This window comes from Halolamina salifodinae (assembly GCF_017874235.1).
In the GTDB taxonomy this organism is placed as follows: Archaea; Halobacteriota; Halobacteria; order Halobacteriales; family Haloferacaceae; genus Halolamina; species Halolamina salifodinae.
Map to the genome: position 1 here is coordinate 143952 of NZ_JAGGLC010000006.1, position 20868 is coordinate 164819.

The 20868-nt window shown below is 67.9% G+C and carries 24 protein-coding genes; 14 read left to right on the forward strand and 10 right to left on the reverse strand.

The genetic code is table 11. The features are described 5' to 3' along the window. Positions 1 to 53 precede the first annotated feature (53 nt). The gene (locus tag J2753_RS13360) at positions 54 to 773 is read right to left on the reverse strand and encodes a MogA/MoaB family molybdenum cofactor biosynthesis protein (protein WP_209492551.1); all 720 of its coding nucleotides are present in this window, start codon (positions 771 to 773) and stop codon (positions 54 to 56) included. Positions 774 to 990: 217 nt separating this feature from the next. On the opposite strand from J2753_RS13360, the gene J2753_RS13365 reads away from it, so the two are divergent. The 4 genes from J2753_RS13365 (at position 991) to J2753_RS13380 (ending at position 2940) form a co-directional block, all read left to right on the forward strand. Beyond that, positions 991 to 1269, forward strand: a complete 279-nt coding sequence (locus tag J2753_RS13365; RefSeq protein ID WP_209492552.1) for a ribbon-helix-helix domain-containing protein — start codon at positions 991 to 993, stop codon at positions 1267 to 1269. Continuing rightward, complete coding sequence (locus tag J2753_RS13370; protein WP_209492553.1) at positions 1262 to 1543, forward strand: type II toxin-antitoxin system RelE family toxin; 282 nt, start codon at positions 1262 to 1264, stop codon at positions 1541 to 1543. Before J2753_RS13365 ends, J2753_RS13370 begins: the two co-directional genes overlap by 8 nt. Positions 1544 to 1628: 85 nt before the next feature. Then, positions 1629 to 2669 (forward strand): zinc-binding dehydrogenase, encoded by a 1041-nt coding sequence (locus tag J2753_RS13375; protein ID WP_209492554.1) that lies wholly within the window; start codon positions 1629 to 1631, stop codon positions 2667 to 2669. After that, entirely contained in the window at positions 2659 to 2940 is a 282-nt protein-coding gene (locus J2753_RS13380) for a hypothetical protein (RefSeq protein WP_209492555.1), read from the forward strand. Before J2753_RS13375 ends, J2753_RS13380 begins: the two co-directional genes overlap by 11 nt. Positions 2941 to 3491: 551 nt before the next feature. On the opposite strand, the gene J2753_RS13385 is transcribed toward J2753_RS13380, so the two are convergent. The 3 genes from J2753_RS13385 to J2753_RS13395 all read right to left on the reverse strand — a co-directional run bounded on the left by J2753_RS13385 (position 3492) and on the right by J2753_RS13395 (position 5391). Next, positions 3492 to 4106 (reverse strand): NUDIX hydrolase, encoded by a 615-nt coding sequence (locus J2753_RS13385; protein WP_209492556.1) that lies wholly within the window; start codon positions 4104 to 4106, stop codon positions 3492 to 3494. A gap of 89 nt (positions 4107 to 4195) precedes the next feature. Beyond that, a complete protein-coding gene (locus tag J2753_RS13390; protein ID WP_209492557.1) occupies positions 4196 to 4882 on the reverse strand; it encodes a type 1 glutamine amidotransferase domain-containing protein in 687 nt (228 codons plus the stop codon). Between the two features lie 92 nt (positions 4883 to 4974). Further along, positions 4975 to 5391, reverse strand: coding sequence for an Lrp/AsnC family transcriptional regulator (locus tag J2753_RS13395; RefSeq protein ID WP_209492558.1), 417 nt, complete (start codon positions 5389 to 5391; stop codon positions 4975 to 4977). Positions 5392 to 5487: 96 nt separating this feature from the next. Between J2753_RS13395 and carA the strand changes: the two genes are divergently transcribed. Then, positions 5488 to 6546, forward strand: coding sequence for a glutamine-hydrolyzing carbamoyl-phosphate synthase small subunit (gene carA, locus J2753_RS13400; RefSeq protein WP_209492559.1), 1059 nt, complete (start codon positions 5488 to 5490; stop codon positions 6544 to 6546). Positions 6547 to 6601: 55 nt separating this feature from the next. Then, the gene (locus J2753_RS13405) at positions 6602 to 7258 is read left to right on the forward strand and encodes an HAD family hydrolase (protein WP_209492560.1); all 657 of its coding nucleotides are present in this window, start codon (positions 6602 to 6604) and stop codon (positions 7256 to 7258) included. A gap of 565 nt (positions 7259 to 7823) precedes the next feature. Here the strand turns inward: J2753_RS13405 and J2753_RS13410 are convergent. Next, positions 7824 to 9284 carry a universal stress protein gene (locus J2753_RS13410; RefSeq protein WP_209492561.1) on the reverse strand — a complete coding sequence of 487 codons (1461 nt, stop codon included), beginning with the start codon at positions 9282 to 9284 and terminating at the stop codon, positions 7824 to 7826. A 5-nt stretch (positions 9285 to 9289) separates the two neighbouring features. Continuing rightward, positions 9290 to 10063 carry a nucleoside phosphorylase gene (locus J2753_RS13415; RefSeq protein ID WP_209492562.1) on the reverse strand — a complete coding sequence of 258 codons (774 nt, stop codon included), beginning with the start codon at positions 10061 to 10063 and terminating at the stop codon, positions 9290 to 9292. An 89-nt stretch (positions 10064 to 10152) separates the two neighbouring features. Between J2753_RS13415 and J2753_RS13420 the strand changes: the two genes are divergently transcribed. Next, complete coding sequence (locus J2753_RS13420; RefSeq protein WP_209492563.1) at positions 10153 to 10542, forward strand: hypothetical protein; 390 nt, start codon at positions 10153 to 10155, stop codon at positions 10540 to 10542. Positions 10543 to 10546: 4 nt separating this feature from the next. Here J2753_RS13420 and J2753_RS13425 read toward each other — a convergent pair whose 3' ends face one another. Further along, positions 10547 to 11356: a DUF63 family protein gene (locus tag J2753_RS13425; protein ID WP_209492564.1), complete on the reverse strand. Its 810-nt coding sequence runs from the start codon at positions 11354 to 11356 to the stop codon at positions 10547 to 10549. Between the two features lie 137 nt (positions 11357 to 11493). Here J2753_RS13425 and deoC point away from each other — a divergent pair, with 137 nt between their 5' ends. Further along, entirely contained in the window at positions 11494 to 12132 is a 639-nt protein-coding gene (deoC, locus tag J2753_RS13430) for a deoxyribose-phosphate aldolase (RefSeq protein WP_209492565.1), read from the forward strand. Between the two features lie 8 nt (positions 12133 to 12140). On the opposite strand, the gene J2753_RS13435 is transcribed toward deoC, so the two are convergent. Further along, positions 12141 to 13067 carry an ABC transporter permease gene (locus J2753_RS13435; RefSeq protein ID WP_209492566.1) on the reverse strand — a complete coding sequence of 309 codons (927 nt, stop codon included), beginning with the start codon at positions 13065 to 13067 and terminating at the stop codon, positions 12141 to 12143. Positions 13068 to 13191: 124 nt separating this feature from the next. Here J2753_RS13435 and J2753_RS13440 point away from each other — a divergent pair, with 124 nt between their 5' ends. The 3 genes from J2753_RS13440 to J2753_RS13450 all read left to right on the forward strand — a co-directional run bounded on the left by J2753_RS13440 (position 13192) and on the right by J2753_RS13450 (position 16665). After that, positions 13192 to 14307, forward strand: a complete 1116-nt coding sequence (locus J2753_RS13440) for an ABC transporter permease (protein ID WP_209492567.1) — start codon at positions 13192 to 13194, stop codon at positions 14305 to 14307. A gap of 125 nt (positions 14308 to 14432) precedes the next feature. Then, a complete protein-coding gene (locus tag J2753_RS13445; protein WP_209492568.1) occupies positions 14433 to 15683 on the forward strand; it encodes a tRNA (N(6)-L-threonylcarbamoyladenosine(37)-C(2))-methylthiotransferase in 1251 nt (416 codons plus the stop codon). A 67-nt stretch (positions 15684 to 15750) separates the two neighbouring features. After that, on the forward strand, positions 15751 to 16665 hold the full coding sequence (locus tag J2753_RS13450) for a twin-arginine translocation signal domain-containing protein (RefSeq protein ID WP_209492569.1): 915 nt from the start codon (positions 15751 to 15753) through the stop codon (positions 16663 to 16665). A gap of 2 nt (positions 16666 to 16667) precedes the next feature. Here the strand turns inward: J2753_RS13450 and J2753_RS13455 are convergent, their stop codons facing one another. After that, positions 16668 to 17582 (reverse strand): cation diffusion facilitator family transporter, encoded by a 915-nt coding sequence (locus J2753_RS13455; RefSeq protein WP_209492570.1) that lies wholly within the window; start codon positions 17580 to 17582, stop codon positions 16668 to 16670. An 86-nt stretch (positions 17583 to 17668) separates the two neighbouring features. Here J2753_RS13455 and J2753_RS13460 point away from each other — a divergent pair, with 86 nt between their 5' ends. Continuing rightward, positions 17669 to 19012 carry a sodium-dependent transporter gene (locus tag J2753_RS13460; RefSeq protein ID WP_209492571.1) on the forward strand — a complete coding sequence of 448 codons (1344 nt, stop codon included), beginning with the start codon at positions 17669 to 17671 and terminating at the stop codon, positions 19010 to 19012. Here J2753_RS13460 and J2753_RS13465 read toward each other — a convergent pair. Then, positions 19009 to 19557, reverse strand: coding sequence for an HIT family protein (locus tag J2753_RS13465; RefSeq protein ID WP_209492572.1), 549 nt, complete (start codon positions 19555 to 19557; stop codon positions 19009 to 19011). The two genes, J2753_RS13460 and J2753_RS13465, sit on opposite strands and share 4 nt — an antisense overlap. 150 nt (positions 19558 to 19707) lie before the next feature. Between J2753_RS13465 and J2753_RS13470 the strand changes: the two genes are divergently transcribed. Together J2753_RS13470 and J2753_RS13475 are read left to right on the forward strand one after the other, a co-directional pair. After that, entirely contained in the window at positions 19708 to 19971 is a 264-nt protein-coding gene (locus J2753_RS13470) for a histidine kinase (protein WP_209492573.1), read from the forward strand. 312 nt (positions 19972 to 20283) lie between these two features. Then, a complete protein-coding gene (locus J2753_RS13475) occupies positions 20284 to 20844 on the forward strand; it encodes a GNAT family N-acetyltransferase (RefSeq protein WP_209492574.1) in 561 nt (186 codons plus the stop codon). The last annotated feature ends 24 nt before the right edge of the window (positions 20845 to 20868 follow it).

Sequence of the window (20868 nt, forward strand, 5' to 3'; positions counted from 1 at the left end):
TAGCAGCCGTTCTCACAGCCGGGACGTGATTCTGTCGGTCCGGACCGAGCAGCTCAGTTCCCGCCGTCCTCGCCGCCATCGGCGCCCTCGTCGCCGGATTCGCCGTGTTCGTGGGGATCGTGGCCGTCCTCATCGTGCTGGTGGCCGTCGTGGTCGTGGGCTCCGTGATCGTGGCGATGATCGTCGTGGTCATGCCCATCGTCGTCGCGACTCGCCAGCCCCACGAGGTGGCCGGCGGTCGAGAGGATCAGTTCCGCCCCCAGCGCGGCGGCGTTCTCGCTCCCCGGCAGGCAGAAGATGGGCACGCCGTCGGCGACGCCGGCAGTCGCGCGCGTGGCGACGACCATGGTGCCGATCTCCTCGTAGGAGCGCCGGCGGAACAGTTCGCCGAAGCCCGGGAGTTCCTTCTTCAGGAGTGGCCGGACTGCCTCGACGGTCACGTCGTCGGGCGTGACGCCGGTCCCGCCGGTGGTGATCACGGCCTCAGTGTCCTTCCGGTCGACGAACCGCTGGACGGTACTCTGCACTTTGTCGTAGTCGTCGGGGACGAGATCCCGGGTGGTGACCTGGTGGCCGGCGTTCTCGAGGGCGTCGGCGATCTGGTCGCCCGCGGCGTCGTCGTCGAGCGATCTGGAGGAGGATATCGTGAGGACCGCGACGCCGAGTTCGTCGCGGTCGTGGTGATGATGGTCGTGGGTGCCGGGTTCGCCGTGGTCGTGGTCGTCGTGGGAGTGGCCGTGATCCTCGTGGGAGTGGTCGTGATCGTCGCTCATGGCCCGGTGTCGGGTCGGGCGGTACAAAACACCGGCCGATCGTGGTTCTGGTGGTTTCGTGGGAGTCAGCACACCGAGAAAGCCCCTGTCCGCTCGGCTCGCGCGGCTCGCTGCGCGCCGATACGAGCAGTCTAGCGGGATACCGTTTGGCTCGACACCCAGTACAGCCGACATACCGGCAAAACGCCTATTGGTAAGACCAGCGTATTACGACTATATGTCTGGAGTAACCACGGAGAGTGACGGCGAGGACAGCATCGTCACGGTGAACTTCAAACTCACCGAGTCGTTCCTCGACGAGATCGACGACACGTGGCAGGGACGCGGCTTCAACAGCCGAAGCGAGTTCATCCGCTATACGCTCCGAGACGCCATCGAGCACCCGACGTTCGACCGTGACGAACTCGTCGCGCTTCTCGACGCGGAAGCGGACATCCGCGAGGGGACGACGATGAGTTCCGAAGGGGCACGCGATCGGTTCGGAACTGATGAGTGAGGAGGAATGGAGTTGGGAACTGGCCTCGACGGCCCAGGAGGACCTTGCTGTACTCTCGCCCGAGGAACAAGACCGGGTGCTCGACAAACTCGACGAGATCGTTACGTCACCGTGGCGGGATCCACCGGCATACGGTGAACCACTCCAGAACAGTCCGTACAAGAAGATCCGTATCGGGGAGTTCCGTCTCTCCGTGACGTTCCGAAGAGACGATCAGCGATTGATCGTCGCTCGAATCAAACGTCGGGGCGGTGCGTACACCGCTGACGACTGACTGGGTCGTTCGCCCGACTGAGTAACACTCTCGAAACCCCGAGGACCAACCACCGTTATGGCGACGCCTCCCCAACCCCCCGATCATGAAGGCTGTCCAGTTCCACGGCCACGGCGGCCACGACGTGATCGCGTACGACGAGGTGCCCGAGCAGACGCCCGGGCCGAACGAAGTCCGCATCGACGTGAAAGCCGCCGCGGCGAACCACCTCGGCGTCTGGACCCGACGGGGGATGCCCGGCATCGACCTCGAGATGCCCCACACGCCCGGTAGCGACGCGGCCGGCGTCGTCATCGACGTGGGCGAGAACGTCGAGCGCTTCGACCAGAACGACCGCGTGGCCGTCTCGGCGGGCGTCGCCTGCGGCCGCTGTGAGTTCTGCCGCGACGGCGAGGCGTCGATGTGCGTGCGCTACCAGATTCTCGGCGAGCACCGACCGGGTGTCCACGCCGAGTACGCGACGGTGCCGGCGGACAACCTCGTCCCCGTCCCGGAGGGCGTCGATTGGGAGGTCGCTGGCTCCGCCGCACTGGTGTTCCAGACTGCGTGGCGGATGCTGGTCACGCGCGCGGAGCTCCAGCCCACCGACTCGGTACTGGTGCTGGGCGCCTCCGGGGGCGTCGGCCACGCCGCGGTCCAGATCGCCGACCACGTCGGCGGCGAGGTCTATGCGACAGCTTCCAGCGAGGAGAAACTCGGCTACGCCGCGGACTGCGGCGCCGATCACGTCATCGACTACACTGCACACGACTACGTCGACCGCATCCGGGATCTGACGGGCAAGCGTGGCGTTGACGTGGTGGTCGACCACATCGCCGGCGAGTCGTGGTCGGACTCGCTGGCCTCGCTGGCGAAGGGCGGAAAGCTGGTCACCTGCGGCGCTACCGCGGGCGGCCAGCCCCACACCGACGTGAACCGGATCTTCTGGAACCAACTCTCCGTGCTGGGGTCGACGATGGCCACCCCCGGCGAGGTGGACGACGTGCTCTCGCTCGTCTGGGACGGCACGTTCGAGCCCCGGATCCGCGAGGTAGTGCCGATGTCACAGGCCGCTCGCGCCCACGAGATGCTGGAGAACCGCGAAGGCTTTGGGAAGGTAGTGCTTAAACCGGATAGTGAGCTCTGAGGACGGCGACGACGGCGGGTACGTGCATACGCCCGGCAGTGTCGAAGACGGCGACGCCGACGCCGAGAGCGAGGACGGCGAGCAGAGTGGCCCCAGCGGCTGGCTCCTCGTCGGCGTCGTCACGCTGGCGACGCTGGTGATCCCGGGGATCATCTACCTCTACCCGACGCTGCTGGCGGATCACGTGCCGTTTCTGGTGGCGATGCTGGCGCTGCCGTTCATCCCGGCGCTGTTGCTGGGCGGGGTCGGTGTGTGGGCGATGAAGGAGTAGACTTCTGTTACGGTGGATATCCGGTGGTTGCGACTGCGACGGTGAACGGCACCGCGGAGTTCCCATGACCTCTGGGACCGCAGCGTGCCGGACACGAGGTCCGGTCACCAGAAATCTCCGATTTCTGGTTGGCAGCCGAGAATCTGCGATTCTCGGCGACGTCGCAGGAAGGCGCCGCCTTCCTGCTGGCGAACGGGAGCTTCGCTCCCGTTAACGGCACAGCGCGGATTCCCCCTCCCCCCGCGGGCGCCGACGTCGGCGCCCGCGAGGTGTCCACCGCGACCGCGGTTGTGGCGGCGCGAAGCCGTCGCCGCTCCGGCGGCGTCATCAGAAATCGAAAATTTCTGATTGGCAGACGAGAGCTCCGCTCTCGTCGACGACGTAGCGCGAGGGGTGAGCGAGGGTTAAGCCCGAGCGAACCGGCTGGGGAGGCGTGAGGCTGTTGCGTGGTCAGCGGTGCGGTACAAGTGGCCAACGACCGAGATGCTGTTGCCGTCGCTGCCGTAGTAACCGTTGACCCCCGAAAAAGACTCAACTCCGAAAAGCCCGCCCTATCGCTCGAAACCAACACTGCCGTCCGCAACCGCTTCGCCCTCGTGATCGCGGCGCATCGCGATTTCGAACCACGGACAGAGTCGAAGCTGCCGGTACCACTCGGGCTCTTCGTACAGCAGGTCGTAGTCCGCCCAGAGCAGCCCCTCGATCTCCTCGGTATCGGGGTCCAGATCCGTGTCGGTCAGCGTGACCTTCAGCACCGCACAGACCTCCCACTCCAGCCCCTCTCGCTCGTAGCGGCGTTTGTACTCGAAGCGGTCCGTCACGCGGAGGTCGTCGTACTGATCCGGCGTGACGCCCAGTTCCTCCTCCAGTCGCTGCTCGGTGGCGTCGACCTGACTCTGGCCCGCGACGGGGTGGGAGGCGACAGTCCCGTCCCAGTGCGTGTCCCAGAGGCGCTTGTTGGCGGCGCGCTGGGCCAGCAGAATGCGGCCCTCCTCGTCGAACACGAGCGCGGTAAAGGCGCGGTGGCGCTGCCCCTCGCCCGTGTGGGCGCCGAGGCGGTTCGCGAGGCCCGTTCGCTCGTCGTCGCCGTCGACGGCGACCACGTCCTGTGCGGCGTTGGGGTGGGGCTCCGTACCCCCGCCCGTGTTGGCGTTCTCGCTGCTCATACGCGACCCATCGGCCACCGGGGGTAAGGTCGCTTCGATGCCGCGCGCGGCAGTTCGCTGGTGTGCGGGTCAGTTCGCTAGCGTCCCGATCAGGCGTCGACGCCCAGTTCCTCCAGCAGCGTCAGCGCGGCCGCGTGGGAGGAGCCCGGGCCCCGAGCCGTCAGCAGGTCGCCGTCGACGGTGACGGAGGTGTCCGAATCGAGTTCGGCGTCGAAATTCGCGCCCGCGGCTTTGACCTCGTCCTCGACCCAGTAGGGGAGCTTTCGGCCGTCGGGCAGCAGGTCGTTCTCGTCGACGATGCCCTCCTCCCACGCGTTCGGGAAGCCAGTCACGTCGCGGCCGTCGACGAGGAACTCACCTTCGGCGTCGCGCGTGAACGCGAGAATCCCGACGGTGTGGCAGACGACCAGCGCGAGGCCGTCGTCGCCCTCGACAGCCGTTCGGAGCGCGGCGCGGGCGTGCACGTCCTGCGTGATGTCCCACTCGGCGCCGTGGCCGCCGGGGAACACGACGGCGTCGTACTCCGCCGGCTCAGCCGCGGCCAGCGGGGTCGGGTTGTTCAGTCGCTCGTCGGTCTCGTGGATCTCGCGGAGTTCCTCGGCCTCCTCCTCGCCGATGTCCTCGGGGTCGAGCGAGCGCTCGTCGACGACCGGGGGGTTCCCCGTCGGCGTCGCCACGTCGATGTCGACGCCCGCGTCGGTGAGCGTCGTGAGCGGGTCGATGCACTCCTCGGCCCAGTAGCCGTCCTCGCTGACGATAAATAGCGCGTCGGTCATGCATCCACAAGTGGGGGTGTCGGACGGAAAAGCTCACCAGCCGCGGCACGGGGTGGCGCGGCCGTGTCGCGTTAGGCGCCGAGCCGTTCGTCCTACGAGCCCAGCCGTTCGTCCAGAATGAGTCGGGTGGTGCTCTCCTCGACCTCCCCCTGCTCGCGGGCGCGGCTGATCAGTTCGTTCACCGCGCGGGTGTCGACACAGTCGACGACGAGCACGATGTCGTCCTCGCCGGAGACCTGCCAGACGAAGTCGACCTCCTCCCAGTCCGCGAGACGCTTGCCAACTTCGTCGGTGTTGACGTCCATCGCGACCGAGATCTCGATCATCGCCTTCACGTTCCCGGTCCGGGTGGTGACGGTGAACCGCTCGATGACGCCGTCCTCGACCATCCCCTCGACGCGGTTGCGCACGGTCCCCTCGCTCGTTCCGACCTGCTCGGCGATCTCGGTGTAGGGCGTCCGGGCGTCCCGCCGGAGGATGTTCAGGATCTCCCGATCGAGTTCGTCCATACACCTCCCTGCCGCTCCCGCGCCATACCGGTTACGAATTTCGTAAGAATCCTTCGAACGACACAGTTATTACGTTCGATGAGTACGTTTCTCGTAATGAGCGCGTACATCGCGCTGGCCGACGGTCGTGTCGTGGAGGGACGCTCGCGTGCCCCCGGCACGGGCCGGGGTGAGCTGGTGTTTACCACCGCCTACACCGGCTACGAGGAGAGTCTGACTGACCCGTCCTACGCCGAACAGGTACTCACGTTCTCCTACCCACTGATCGGGAACTACGGGGTCCGGGAGGAGCGCTTCGAGTCCGACCAGATCCAGCCCCGCGTCGCCGTCGCCCGCGAGTTCACCGACGACGTGGCCGAGTGGCTGGAGAGCGAGGGGATCCCGGCTATCGACGGTCTGGACACCCGCGATCTGGTCACCTCGATCCGCGAGCAGGGGGCGATGCGCTGTGGCGTCGCCGCCGGCCCGGACGCCACGCCCGAGCAGGCCCGCGAACAGTTGGAGCAGTGTATCGAGATGAGCGACCACACCGAGATCGGCGCGCAGGTCAGCGTCGACGAACCCCAGCAGTATCAGGGGAGCGGCGTGAAAGTCACCCTCATCGACTGCGGCGCGAAGCAGTCGATCATCGAGGCCCTGACGGCCCGCGACGCCGCCGTCACCGTCCTGCCCTACGACGCGACGCCCGCCGAGGTCGCCGACACCGAACCGGACGTGGTGTTCGTCTCGAACGGGCCGGGCGACCCGGCGAACTTCGAGGCCGCCGGCGAGGTCGTCGAGGAGTTCGTCGGCGAGACCCCCATCGCGGGAATCTGTCTCGGCCAGCAGGTCGTCGCCCGCGCGCTGGGCGGCGAGACCGAGAAGATGGAGTTCGGCCACCGCGGCCTGAACCAGCCGGTTCGTGACCTCGAAACCGACCGCGTGGTGATGACGACCCAGAACCACGGCTACAGCGTCGCGGACCCGGGCGACCTCGCGGTCACGCAGGTCAACGTCAACGACGGCACCGCCGAGGGGCTGGAGGGCGTCGACGTCGACGTGCTCACCCGCCAGTACCACCCCGAAGCGAACCCCGGTCCCCACGACTCGCTTTCCTTCTTCGACGACGTGATCGAGATGGCCGAGAACCGCGCGCCTGCGGTCGCCTCGGACTAAGCGGCGGCTGAGCCCGGCGCACAACCTTTTTCAGCCTCGTTCGCCTCTGATACGTATGAGCTACGACGCGGTCGTGTTCGATAACGACGGCGTTCTGGTGGACACCACCGACTACGACGTTCTCCACGAAGCCGCGTGGCACGCGTTCGAGGAGGCCGGGATCGAGGACCCGGACCCCGAACACGTGGAGGACGTCGTCGTCGGCGTGACGCCCGAATCGCTGTCAGCAGTTTGTGACGTGTACGATCTCTCGGTCGACGAGTTCTGGCGAATTCGCGACCGAACGGCCCACGAGGCCCAGCGCGAACACGTCCACGCCGGCGGGAAGCCGCTGTTCGACGACGTGTCGACGTTGTCGGATCTGGACCTCCCGATGGGTGTCGTGAGTTCGAACCAACAGGAGACGGTCGATTTCCTGCTCGATCATTTCGGCGTGTCGGGGCTGTTCGACACGGCCTACGGCCGACAGCCGACGATGGAGGACCTCCGGCGGCGCAAGCCGGACCCGCACTTCATCGAGCAGGCGCTGTCGGATCTGGAGGCCGAGGACGCGCTCTACGTCGGCGACCGGGAGAGCGACGTGACGGCGGCGTTCAACGCCGGCGTCGACTCGGCGTTCATTCGCCGGCCCCACCGGAAACATCACCGGCTCTCGGTCGAGCCGACCCACGTCGTCGACGACCTGCACGACGTGCGCGCGCTCTGTCGCTGATTTTTGGAAGCTGTTCGGTGTGTCTCGGGGTCGATCGCTGAGGGCGTCTCTGCGGCATCCCGATGCAGTATCTCGAAGCGAGCTGGCTGCAACAGCGGCGGCAACAGCATCTCTATCGTTGGCAACTTGTGACCGCCCCGCGCCGCACCGCGGCCACAGCCTCCCCAGCCGACTCGCTCCCTCCGGCAGAGCAAGTTCTGCCGTGCTCTCGTTCGCTTCGTCGCCGGCGGCGTCGCCGCCGGCTGTCACCGAAAGCCGCTGGCTTGCGGTTGCCCGAGGAGCTTCGCTCCTCCCCGCCAGCGGAACCTTCGGTTCCGCCCCGCTCACGAGAACATACAGTCGCTCGTCCTCCGAGGGAGCAAGTAGTTCGAGAGAGCACAGCTCTCTCGTCATGTCGCCGAGAATCGGAGATCCTCGTCTGCCAACCAGAAATCTCTGATTTCTGGTGACCGGACCTCGTGCCCGGCACTCTGCGGTCACAATTTGCCAACGAACGAAATGCTGTTGCGGTCGGAGTTACCAGCCTAACCGCCGAGATACCGCTAAAACCCTGAAAATCCGAAAATCACCGACCGCTACAGTCCACCACCGCCACGTCACAGTCCACCTCCCGAATCCGCTCGAACGTCGGCGGCGAAATCAGCCGTGACGCCGCCGAGCGCCCGCCCGAGGAGCCGATCATCACCAGATCGTACGCGCCGGCGTTCTCCGTGATGTACTCAGTAATCTCCGCCCGAGCAACCCGAGTCTCGACGGGCGCGTCGAACGTCTCGACGATGTTGGCGAGGCGGTGTTCGGCGTCGCGGCGCTCGACCTCGCTGCCGATACAGGTGCAGGCGCTGACGCGGCCGTACTCGCCGGCCAGTCGGGCCGCGAAGTCCATCATCGCGTGGGCGGAGTCGCCCGGTCGAGCGATGGGGGCGAGCACCCGGCGCCACCGCGTCGGCCCCATCGAGCGGTGCGCGATGGCGTCCACGGGCCCCGAAAGCACCCGCCGGACGTACGGGGCGAGCGCGCCGTCCTCGGTCTCGTAGGGCGTCACGATCAGGTCGCAGTTCGCGCGCTCGGCGCTGTCCAGCGCCGTCGTCGCCGGGTCGCCGCTGGCGACGATGACTTCACAGGGCACTTCGGTCGCCTCGTGGACGCGCTCAGCCACCTCGTTCAGGCGTTCGGCGGTCTCCCGAACGCGCTCGGCGTCGGCCTCGTCCACCGATTCGGGGTCTGCCTCACCGCGGCGCGCGGCCAGTGCATCGGCGTCGACGCCGTCCAGCACGTCGAGCAGTACGACCTTGCCGCCGCTGTGGGCGGCCGCGATCCGCCCACCCATCATCGCTGTCTCCTCGGCTGTCTCGCCCCGCATCGGGACGAGCACGTGGTCGTCGCCGTGGGTGGTCCCGTAGAGGTAGGCCGCGCGCTGCTCGTAGAGGCGCTCGCGCCAGACCAGAAACACCCCCGCGACCAGCGTCGTCGAGAGGAAGACGCTGATCACGTACGCCGCCCGGGGGTCGAGCGCGATTCCCGGGAGGACGACGGCGGGGCCGGTCGCCAGGTCGCTCACCAGCACCAGCAGCGCCGCGGAGAACGCCGACGCCTCCTCCACGTCGAACAGCCACGTTGCGGCCGCGGTCAGGGCGACGGCACCCGCCGCCGCGCCGGGGTGGACGATACCCCCTGTCGCCGCCGGGAGCAGGTGGCTCGCCGCTTCGAAGGAGAGCCAACCACAGAGCGCGCCCAGCGTGATGCCGCCGACGAACCGCCCCGGCGAGGCGTAGCGGCTCTCCGGGTTGGCAAACAGCATGTACGTCCCGGAGGCCAGCGGCGGGAACAGCAGGTACGGCAGCGCGGAGACGGCGTTCGACAGCGTCGTCACCACCGCGATCAGCAGCGGGACGAACAGCAGTACCGAGAGATGGAGGAGGTTGTCGGTGGTCTCGACCCAGCGGCGAAGGTCGCGTAGCTCCCGGCGCTCGATGGCGCGGGCCCGCCGGCAGGCCGCAAACAGTGCCTCGCGAAGCCGTGCTCGCATCCCGCTCAGAGCGCGGCGACGGCGTCCAGCGCGATGCCGATGGCGCGCTCGACATTGTTCTTGGCTTTCTCGGGCAGTTCACCCTCCTCGGTCTCGCCCTTCTGGGTCCCCTTCACGAGGTTGCCGTCGACGGTACAGATGGCGCCCGCCCGCATTCCGCGGCGGCGCGCCAGCGAGAAGACGGCGGCGGCCTCCATCTCGATACAGAGCAGGCCCGCTTTCTCCCAGTCGGCGACGAACTCGTCGCTCTCGTTGTAGAACGCGTCGTCGGAGACGATGGGGCCGACGTGGACGGCCGCCCCGGAGGGGCCGCTTGCGGTCGTGTCGGGCTCGTCCGACACGACCCCCTCGCTGGCCTCGGCGGCGTCGACGAGGTTCGAGAGCACGTCGTAGTCCGGGACGGCCGGGTAGGTCGCGGACTCGTAGCGCTTGCTGGTCCCCTCCTCCTTGGCGGCGCCGGTGGCGACGACCATGTCGCCGATCTCGATCTCCGCCTGCAGCGCGCCCGTGGTGCCGACGCGCAGCACCGTCTCGACGCCGACGTTGTGGAGTTCCTCGATGGCGATAGCCGCCGAGGGGCAGCCGATCCCCGTCGAGCAGATGGTCAGCTCGGTTCCCTCGTACTCGGCGTTGACGACCTTGTACTCGCGGTTCTCGGACACTTCCTCGACGTTCTCACACTGCGCGGCGATGCGGTCGACGCGGCCCGGGTCGCCCGGGATCAGCGCGATCTCGTTTACGTCACCCTCGCCGACGAGTAGGTGCGGCTGTTTGGCCATACTCGCGGATGCCGCCGGCGAGGGCAAAAGCGCCGCGATCCGGGGGGACCGTCACAGCTTTCTTGCCGGCGCCGTGTGAGTCGTTCACTATGCCGGGGCGCAAACGCGGCCGAAGCCGCGCGCTGCGGGCCTACTACCACCCGCGACTGCCCGACCGCGTCGAGCGACTGCTGTTCGAGTCGGGCCGGCCCGGCCGCCGAAGCGTCGGCGAGCGTCTGGCTGCCCGGCTGGATAGGCTCCTGATCGTCGCCGGCCTCAGACTACTGGCGCTCGCGCTGTTCGTCGATCTCGTCACGCAGCAGTATCTGGCGTTCACGGCGTTCAACGTCGCGCTCAGTCTCCCCGTGTTCGCGCTCACCATCTACCAGTTCGTCGCCGATCCGGGCCACAGGATGCTCGACGGCCGGATCCGGGCGCGCCTGCGACGCCTGCGACGGGACCGCCGCTGGTACAGCAAGCGGCGGAACCGCCGGCGCTAGTTTTCTAACCAGTTATCGCGAACAGCAGGAGATTGTGCGCCCCCGGGCCGAGGCCGACGGCGGCGACGAACACGAGCAGGAGACGACCCTGCCGCGGCGCCTCGCGGACCGACTCGGCGAGCAGCGCCGTGATCCCCGCGCCGAGGGCGAGTTTCACCAGCACGAACAGCCACGCGCTCCCGAGCAGGTCCGCGGTCGGCAGCGTCGCGCCGAACTCGATGATCGCCCGCGAGAGCGGCGTGCGCTCGGCGGCGCCGAGCACGTCGATACCGATAGCGGTGGAGACCGCGTCGACGCTGTGGGCGACGACCGCCAGCGCACCTGCGGCGCCGGCATCGGCGACGTTCGGGTAGCCACGCCGGAGGCCGGACCAGACCGCGAGGCCGAGAACGACGCCGAGAACGGCCGCGATGGCCGGCCAGGCCGGCGTGAAGGTGCCGTCGATGATCCCCCAGCGGAGGCCGACAGCGAACGCGAGCAGTGCGAGACCGGTGCCGCCGGCGGCGAAGCCGCGCTCGGTGTCGAGAGTGAGGCCGTCGGCGGCCAGCCAGACCGCGCCGGCCAGGATGGCCGTCGTGAGATACGCCGACGGCGTACCGAGCAGCGGATCAACGAAGTCCGGCGCGGCGCCGATGACGTGGAGGACGTGGAGCCACGCCCCCGCGAGCATCCACGGGACGAGCGCGAGCACGAGTCGATCCGAAACGGCCGGGTCGCGCTGCCGGAGCGCGGCCGCGACGGCGCCGCCCGCGAGCACGATAGCGAGCAGGTACGGCAGCGACGGCAGCGCGAACCCGGCAGGAAGCAGCGCCATGGTCCCGGAGGGACCGGCAGCGCGGAAAGGTTTACGGAGCGAGTGGCCCCGGGCGGTTGCTGCTGGCGGGGCCGCGGTCAACGTCGACGACGACGCGTAGCGGCGGTGTTTTCACCCAGGCGGGCCCAGTGGCGGCTATGCACCGCGACGACCTCGCCCCCCGAATCGACCACACGGTTCTCGGCCCGGAGACGACGTGGGCCGACACGGAACGCGTCCTCGACGAGACCGCCGAGCACGGCATGAACGCCTGCATCCCGCCCTGCTACGTCGCCGAGGCCGCCGACTACGCGCCGGACGTGACGCTGGCGACGGTGATCGGCTTCCCACACGGCCAGAACGCCCCCGCGGCCAAGCGCGAGGAGGCGGTCATCGCCGACGAGGACGGCGCCGACGAACTGGACGTCGTGATCAATATCGGTCGACTGCAAGCCGGCGACACCGACGCCGTACAGGAGGAACTGGCCAGTATCGTCGCCGCGACGCCGCTCCCGGTGAAGGTGATCATCGAGACGGCACTGATCACCGACGAGGAGAAGCGCAACGCCTGCGCGGCCGCGGAGGCGGCGGGCGCCGAGATGGTGAAAACCTCGACGGGGTTCGCCGACGGCGGCGCCGCGGTGGCGGACGTGGAGCTAATGAGCGAGTACCTCCCGGTGAAAGCCTCCGGGGGCGTGGGGAGCTACGAGGAAGCTATCGCGATGCTCGACGCCGGCGCCGAGCGCATCGGCGCGAGTTCGGGCGTGGAGATTCTCTCCGACGCGCCTGACGCCTAGCCCGACTCCTAACTCTCCCGCGACCGCGGGTCCAGCCACGCGCTCGCGAGGTCGGTGACGATGCTGCCGCCGACGCCGACAAACACCAGCACCATCGTCGTCCCGAGGATCAGCGGGATGTCGTTCTCCTGGGTCGCGCGGTAAGTCAGCCAGCCGATCCCCCGGATTCCCAGTAGCTCCTCGATCACCACCGCCGAGAGCACGAGCACCGAGAACAGCTCCGCGGCGGTCATCGAGAGCACCGGCACGAGCACGTTTCGCAGCACCCGGCGGTCAATGCCGTACTCGGAGAGCCCCTTCGCTCGGAGGTAGCGCACGTAGTCGGCGTCGAACTCGTCGATGCTGCGCGATCTGGTGAGGCTCACCTGCCCGGCCAGCAGCGCCGCGGCGACGACGCCCGCGGGGACGAGCACGTCGTACAGCAGCGCCCAGTCGCTCTCGATAGCGACGACCGCGATGGCGGCCAGCCAGAACCCCGGCAGGCCGAACAAGACGTACGTCGCAAGGCGGCCCAGACGGTCGAATCGACTGCCGCGCTCGCGGGCCGAGCGGATGCCGGCGGCGACGCCGACGACCCACGCTGTCACCGCGCCGGGGACGAGATACTTCGCGGTCCGGAGGCTGGCGTCGGCGACGACCTGTGTCACCGGTTCGCCCATGCTGGCCGAGAGCCCCCAGCGGAACAACGTGACGTTGACCATCCAGTCGAGGTAGCGCTGGTAGAGCGGGCGGTTCCGGCCCCGGACGGCCATGTACGTCTCGCGCATCTGCTCCATCTCCGCGGGAGTGGCGCCGGACCACAACGCGGTGCCGAGCATCCCCCGGAGGTTCGTGTCCGGAGTGAACACGACGACGAGGAACGTCAGCGTGATCACTAGGTAGACGGCGAGGACGGCGAAGCCGGCCCGAGTGAGCACACGCGTGCGGAGGCTCATCGGCGCGAGGCGGGGCGGAGGGGTGGTCGCATTGCGGGTATAGATGGGAGCAAGGCTGACTGGGTGATAAACGTTGTCGAGCGGGAACGTTTATCACTGCGCAAACGAACCTCAGAATCGTCCCATGGTCCCCGACGTGGGGTGGCGGCGCCGCCGGGTCGAGCTCTCCGTCGTCGCACTGGCGCTCGTCGTCGCCCTCGCCCTCTACGACACGCAGGTGAACGACGGCTACACCGTCGGTACGTGGGCAGCGAGCACGCTGGACTGGCTGTTCATCGCCTCCAACGTCGTGCTGCTGTTCTACGGCGTGCTCCCCCTCCTCCAGAACCGCGAGCGCGCGGCGACGCTCTGGCAGGAGTTCCGCGAGACGCCGGAGGCAGTCGCTGGCGCCGCGTGGCTGGTGCTGGTGTACCTGCTCGGGACGTTCGGCCTCTTCTTCGTGCCGGCGCCGAAACTCGACTTCCTCAACGGGAACCAACCCCCGGTCTGGGCGACGATCCCCGAAGAGGAACTCCCCCACGACTGTGCCGGCCGGGTCGTCGACGGCCTCTGTCACGGCACGTGGCAGTACCTGCTGGGCACCGACGTGAACGGCTACGCGATGGAGATTCTGCTGCTGCAGGGCCTGCACGTCACGCTCTACGTCGCCGTCATCTCGCTGGCGATGATCGTCCCCCTCGCGCTGGTGGTCGGCACCGTCGCCGGCTATCGCGGTGGGATGGTCGACACCGCCGCGATGCGGGCCGTCGAGGTGCAGGACGCGGTGCCGCCGCTGGTGGTGTACCTGCTGGTCATCTGGATCACCGGCGAGTCGCTGCTGGTGGTCCTGCTACTGTTCGGCTTCCTCGGCTGGGGCGGCGCCGCCCGGGTCGTCCGCAGCGAGGCCCGACGCCTCCGGCAGTCGGAGTTCGTACAGGCTGCGAAGGTGCTCGGCGGCGACGACCGGCACGTCCTCACGAAGCACGTGCTCCCGGCGGTCTCGGTCGTCGCCGTGCCCACAGCGACCCAGCAGATCCCCGTGTTGCTCCTGACCGAGGCGGGGCTGGCGTTCCTCGGCCTGGAGGCGTTCGACCTCCAGTCCCTCGGAAACGTCATCGCCCGCGGCATCGCCGGCGAGGTGGCGATGACGACCAAATGGTGGGTCTCGGTGTTCCCGGGCGCCGCGCTGGCGGCGACGGTGGTGTCGTTCAAACTGGTCGGCGACGCGCTGGTGGAGGCGCTGGATCCGCGGGCGGACTGACCGTCCACCGGTGCCAGAACACCGGCGCGGTTGCCCGTCACCGCGCCCGGTGGACACTCCCGCGCTGCACGGTCGCGGGAGCGCGGAACCGTCGCCCTTTTGCGCGCCGCTCGCCGAACGTCGATATGGCCCGTTACCACATCGAGACGTACGGCTGTACGTCCAACCGGGGTGAGAGTCGGTCGATCGAGAGCGCGCTGCGCGACGCCGGCCACTACCGCGTCGACGGGCCCAAAGAGGCGGACGTCTCAATCCTCAACTCCTGTACGGTCGTCGAGAAGACCGAACGCAACATGCTGCGCCGCGCCGAGGAGCTGGACGACCAGACTGCGGACCTGATCGTCACTGGCTGCATGGCGCTGGCCCAGAGCGAGGAGTTCGAGCAGGCGGACCTCGACGCGCAGGTCCTCCACTGGGACGACGTGCCCGAGGCCGTCACGAACGGCGAGTGCCCGACACCCGGCCCGGGCGTCGAACCCGTCCTCGACGGCGTCGTCGGCATCCTCCCCATCGCCCGGGGTTGTATGAGCAACTGCTCGTACTGCATCACGAAGCAGGCCACGGGCCGCATCGACTCGCCCTCCATCGAGGAGAACGTCGAGAAGGCCCGCGCGCTGATCCACGCCGGCGCGAAGGAGGTCCGCGTGACTGGGCAGGACACCGGCGTCTACGGCTGGGACGACGGGAAGCGCGACCTGCCGGAACTGCTCGACCGCATCTGCGACATCGACGGCGAGTTCCGCGTCCGCGTCGGGATGGCCAACCCCGGCGGCGTCCACGGCATCCGCGAGGAACTGGCCGACGTGTTCGCCGAGAACGAGAAGCTCTACAACTTCCTCCACGCGCCAGTCCAGTCCGGCAGCGACGACGTGCTGGAGGAGATGCGCCGCCAGCACCGCGTCGAGAAGTTCGTCGACATCGTCGAGACGTTCGACGACACGCTCGACCACTGGACGCTCGCGACGGACTTCATCGTCGGCTTCCCCACCGAAACGGAGGCCGACCACGAGCAGTCGATGGCGCTGTTCCGCGAGACGCGCCCGGAGCGGGTCAACGTCACCCGCTTCTCGAAGCGTCCCGGCACCGACGCCGCGGAGATGAAGGGCCTCGGCGGGCAGACGAAGAAGGACCGCTCGAAGGCGATGAGCGAACTCAAGCGCGAGGTCGTCGCCGAGGCGTACGAGGAACTGATCGGCACCACCCGCGAAGTGCTGGTGGTCGAGGAGGGGACCGGCAACTCGGTGAAGTGCCGGGACGCCGCCTACCGGCAGATCATCGTCCAGAACGCCGAGGAACACGGCCTCGAACCCGGCGACTTCGCCGAGGTCGAGGTGACGAGCCACCAGACCGTCTACGCGTTCGGGACGCCGGTCTGATCGCCGGACGGCTCACCTCCCCAACCCCCACAAGGCTTGTTACGGTCGCGGCCGCCGTTTTCGGGTGATGCCCTCCACCAGACGACAGTTCCTCGCGGGTAGCCTCGGCGTCACCGCGGCGCTCGCGACCGCCGGCTGTATCGACGATTCGCCCGGGACAGAAAGTGAGTCACCGACCGACTCCCCGCAGGGGTCCCCATCCGAAACCGAGACGCCGCCGCCCGAGTCCGCCGAGCGCTCCGTCGGCGGCGACACCGTCGCTGTCACCGACATCGTCGCCGAGAAGGCCGTCAGCTACGAGTCACTGATGGGCGCAGGCGGCGTCGTCGCGCCCGAGGGGCGGCAGTTCGTCGTCGCCTCGGTCCGGAGCGATGCCGAACTGGAGATGGACCAGTTCTCGCTGCAGGCGGGCGGCGAGCCGTGGGCCGCAGTCGACCCCGGCGAGCACGGTGCCCGGAACTACTCGGTCGCCGACCACGAGGGTGGCGTCGTGGGCGAACCCGCCGCCAGCGGCGACGGGTCGAAACGCTACGTCGCGTTCGAACTCGACTCGCCGCTTTCGGCCGCGGATCCGCGGATCGTACTCGAACGCGGCGGCGAGTCCGGGGAGTGGGCGCTCCCTGACGCCACCCAAGAAACGCTCGCCGCATCGTCGCCCTCGTTCGAACGCGACTCGCTCTCGGTTCCCGACTCGGTCCAGCAGGGCGAACCGCTGGAGGTGGAACTCACGGCCACGAACACCAGCGACACCGACGGCCGCTTCCTTGCGGCGGTCTACTGGCCGACCCGCCTGATCGCCGACGACGACGAGTCCCACCTGATCGAGAGCTCCGTCGCCGCCGGCGAGTCGACGACGGCGTCGCTCTCGCTCGACACCGAGTACACGACTGACACGAGCCGAACGGTCACGCTGCGCGTCGAGGGGCACGTCGACGCCGAGCGAGAGGTGGCTTTCGAAGCCAGAACAGCGACGCCGGAGTGAACTCAGGCCACGCGCTCGTCGCGCCAGCGGTCGACATCCTCCTCCTTCCACTCGCCGAGTTCTTTCGGGTCGACGTGGACGAACGCGTCGTCAACCTCGGGGAGGTCCCGGATGTCGTTGATCACCGCAGTCTCGATGTCGTGAGCCTCTCGGACGGTCATGTCACCCTCGACCTCGATGTGGAGGCTCACGTCGACCTCCGGGCCGACGTAGTGGGCGACCACGTCGTGGGCGCCCTGCACGTCCGGGTGTGAGAGCGCGGCGGCGACGATCTCCTGTCGGAGGTCATCGGGCGGCGCGGCGCCGACGAGGTAGCCGACGTTGTCCCGGACGATGTCGACGCCGGTGAGGAGGACGCCGACGGCGACGACCAACGCGGCGATGGGGTCGAGGACCGGATAGCCGACCGCGGCGCCGCCGGCGCCGATCAGCGCCGCGAGGGCGGTCAGCACGTCGGTGCGGTTGTCCTTCGCGGCCGCGACCAGCGCGGGCGAGCCGTGGTCCTTGCCGGCGGCCAGACAGTAGCGATAGAGCGCGAACTTCGCGACGGCGCCGCCGCCGAGGACGACCGCCACGAACGGCGAGACGGGCGCGTAGTTCCCCGCGAGCAGCGCGGTCACGCCAGACCACGCCACGCCCACGCCCGCCGCGAGCACGCCCGCGGCGACGAACAACGAGACGAACGGCTCGATCCGCTCGTGGCCGTGGGGGTGTTCGAAATCCGGCGGTTGGGTTGTGAGATAGAGGCCGGCGACGACGACGGCGCTGTAGAGGGCATCGGCGCCGCTGTTGACCGCCTCGCTGGCCAGCGCGAGGCTTCCCGTCTCCAGCCAGACCCCGCCCTTCACTAACGCTAACGCGAGGTTGGCCACGAGGACGACGGCGCCGACCCGGCGGACGATCCGCTTGCGGTCCACGGGACGAGTGGGGACGCCATCGTACTTGAATGGTCGCTCTCGGTGAACCGGTAGGGATTTATGTGAGATAGACGGCTTGCGAAACCATGGCACAACGAGAAACGTGGACGACGCGTGCGGGCTTCGTGCTCGCCGCCGTCGGTAGCGCAGTCGGACTGGGGAACATCTGGCAGTTCCCGTTCAAGACCGCGGAGAACGGGGGCGCGGCGTTCGTCCTCGTCTACCTGCTCGCGGCAGTACTGATCGGTCTCCCGACCATCCTCGGGGAGTTCGCCATCGGCCGCCGGGCGAAGCTCAACGCCGTCGAGGCGTTCGACCGACTCGACCATCCGGCATGGACAGTCGTCGGCGGCTTGGGACTGTTCACGGGGCTCTGGATCCTGTCGTACTACAGCGTCGTCGGTGGCTGGGTCATCCGGTACACTATCGGCAGCCTGACCGGCGGCTACTTCGGCGGCACCGCGGCGTACTTCGGCGCCGTCTCCGCTGGCTGGGAGGCAATCGCCTTCCACGCGCTGTTCATGGCGCTGACCGCGGGCATTGTCGCGTTCGGTATCGAGGACGGTATCGAGAAGGCGACGAAGCTGATGGTCCCCTCCGTCGTGCTGATGCTGGTGGGGCTTGCGGTGTACGCGTTCACGCTCGACGGGAGCGGCCCGGCGTACAGCTACTACCTCTCGCCGGACATGGACTACCTCGCGAACAACCTCGGGAGCGTGATCCCCTTCGCCGTGAGTCAGGCGTTCTTCTCGCTCTCGCTGGGGATGGGCGCGATGATCACCTACGCCTCCTACCTGAGTGACGACGACAGCCTCCCCGCGGACGGCGGCCTCGTCGTCGGCCTCAACACGCTCATCGGCGTGCTGGCGGGGCTTGTCGTGATCCCGCTGCTGTTCGTCCAGTTCAGTCAGATCCCCGAGACCGCCGCCGGCGGCGGCCCGGGTGCGCTGTTCGTCTCCGTCGCACAGGTGTTCGGCGGACTCGGCATCACGGGCCGCATCCTCGGCGCCCTGTTCTTCTTCGTCGTCCTGATCGCCGCGCTCTCCTCGGCGATCAGCCTGCTGGAAGTGGTGACGGCCTACTGCGTCGACAGGTACGAGTGGAACCGGATGGCGACCGCCTTTGGCTTCGGCGGCGTGCTGTTCCTGCTCGGGACGCTCTCGGCGTGGGACACGGCGTGGCTGGGCTGGTTCGACACGCTGGCTTACAGCGTGCTGCTGCCGGCCTCGGTGCTGCTCGGCGTCATCTTCGTCGGCTGGGTGTACGGGCCCGAGGCCGTCGAGGAGATGGAGAAAGGCGCCGACGGCGCCGGCCAGTACGCGACGCTCTGGATCTGGTGGCTCCGCACGGTCGTGTTCGTGGGTGTGCTCGTGACGCTGTATCTCGGCGTCACGTCCATCTACGCCTCGCCGGGCCTCCCCGGCCTCTAGTCGAAGCGAAGCCGAACCGCCGCTGATTTTTCCGTTTTTTCTCCGTCCGGTAGCGTCGCGAACGCCCCCTGGAGTTTGTCGTAGCTGTCCTCCAGGGCCTCGACGATCACTTTCGTATCCGAGACCAAGGGCATGAAGTTCGTGTCGCCGCTCCAGCGCGGGATCAGGTGGGTGTGGAGGTGGTCGTCGATAGAGCCGCCGGCGGCGTCGCCGCCGAGGTTCTCGCCGGCGTTGACGCCGTCCGGGTCGAACCCTTCCTCGAGTGCGTCGATGGCCGCTACTTTCAGCTTCGCGTGGTCCAGTAGCTCCCCGTCAGAGAGGTCGGCCCACTCGCCCGTGTGGCGGTCGGGGATGACCATCACGTGCCCCGGCGCGTAGGGGGCGTTGTTGAGAATCACGAAGGAGTGCTCGCTGCGGGCGACGATTCGGCTCTCGCGGTCCGCGTCGCGGTCGGGGAGCACACAGAACGGGCAGCCCTCGATCTCCTTCTCCTCGGGGTCGCGCTCGACCCACTCGATCCGCCACGGGGCGAACAGTTCGTCCATACCGGCGGGTCGAGCGGTGGGGGGTTAGTGGTTCTGTTCCCGTCGAGCGCCACAGCCCGCGAAACCCGGATTAACCGGGGTTAACTCGGCCGGAATCCGGGTGCAGCGCTTGGGGTGTTTATCGCCCGCCACCCCCTGGGTCGATTCGCAATGAACACGAAACTGATCGTCGGCGTCCTCGCGGCGCTCATGCTGGTGAGCGTGGCGGCGACGCCCGCCGTCGCGGCACAGCCATCCGACACCGCCGGCGCCGAGCAGGTCGAGGAGTGCAAGAACGCCGACAACGGCCCGAGCGGTGACGCCGGGCCGCCCGGGTTCGTGAGTAATCTCGTCCCGGACTTCCTCGGTGAGCTGTTCAGCTCGCTGCCCGTTCCGAACTTCGTGAAGTCGGCGTTCGGTGCGACGACCTGCTGACGCCTCTCCATTTTCCGTAATCAAATCCAGATCCCGCCGGGGTCGTTGGCTTATTCGGGAAATCGCGACCAGTAGGCAGCGTCGCGTTACGTCCTCCACCTCGCGACAGTTCCGTTGCATCAGCATCGATACGGGATTCAGTTTCCACACAATGAGGGCCGGTACCAGACAACCCGAAACACTATATCTGTACTGACGCAAACACTTGACAGAGCTGTCTGATGCTCCTCTCTTTCGTACGCGCCTGATTCTCTTTTTCAGGGATTTGGCACTGTCGACGTACTACTCGCACAAGAGGACCGCAGTGTACCCATGTCAGATACGACGTTCATCCACGGAGACCGTATCGAACTCAGACCGCTTGAGGAGGGAGATATTCCCCACCTTGTCGAAGCTGAGAACCATCCCGAAATTCGGCGCCACATCAGTTCCTTCCGTACCCCGCTCAGCGAATCCACCTATCGTGAGGAGCGCTGGCCACCGAGCGACAACGGCGTTACACTCGCGATAGTTCCGAAAGACGAAGCAGACTCCGACAAGGCGATCGGCTCTGCTTCGGTCGGAAATATCCAACAGCCCGACGGCTACGGAAACTTCAGCATATGGCTTCATCCGGATGCGTGGGGCAACGGATACGCGCTGGAGGCTGGAGCGTTCCTACTCGATCATGCCTTTCGCTCCCACCGACTCCACCGCATCTCAGCGACAGTGGCAGCGAGCAACGGGGCCTCCCGTCGACTCTGTGAACGGCTCGGGTTCGTTGAAGAAGGCGCGGCCCGCGAGTCGTGGTACCTCGACGACAAGCACGTCGACGCCGTCCACTACGGGCTGCTTGAACGCGAGTGGGAGGGGCCAGCCTCGGTACTCGACTAACCGCCACCGGTGGGTTTAATCGCC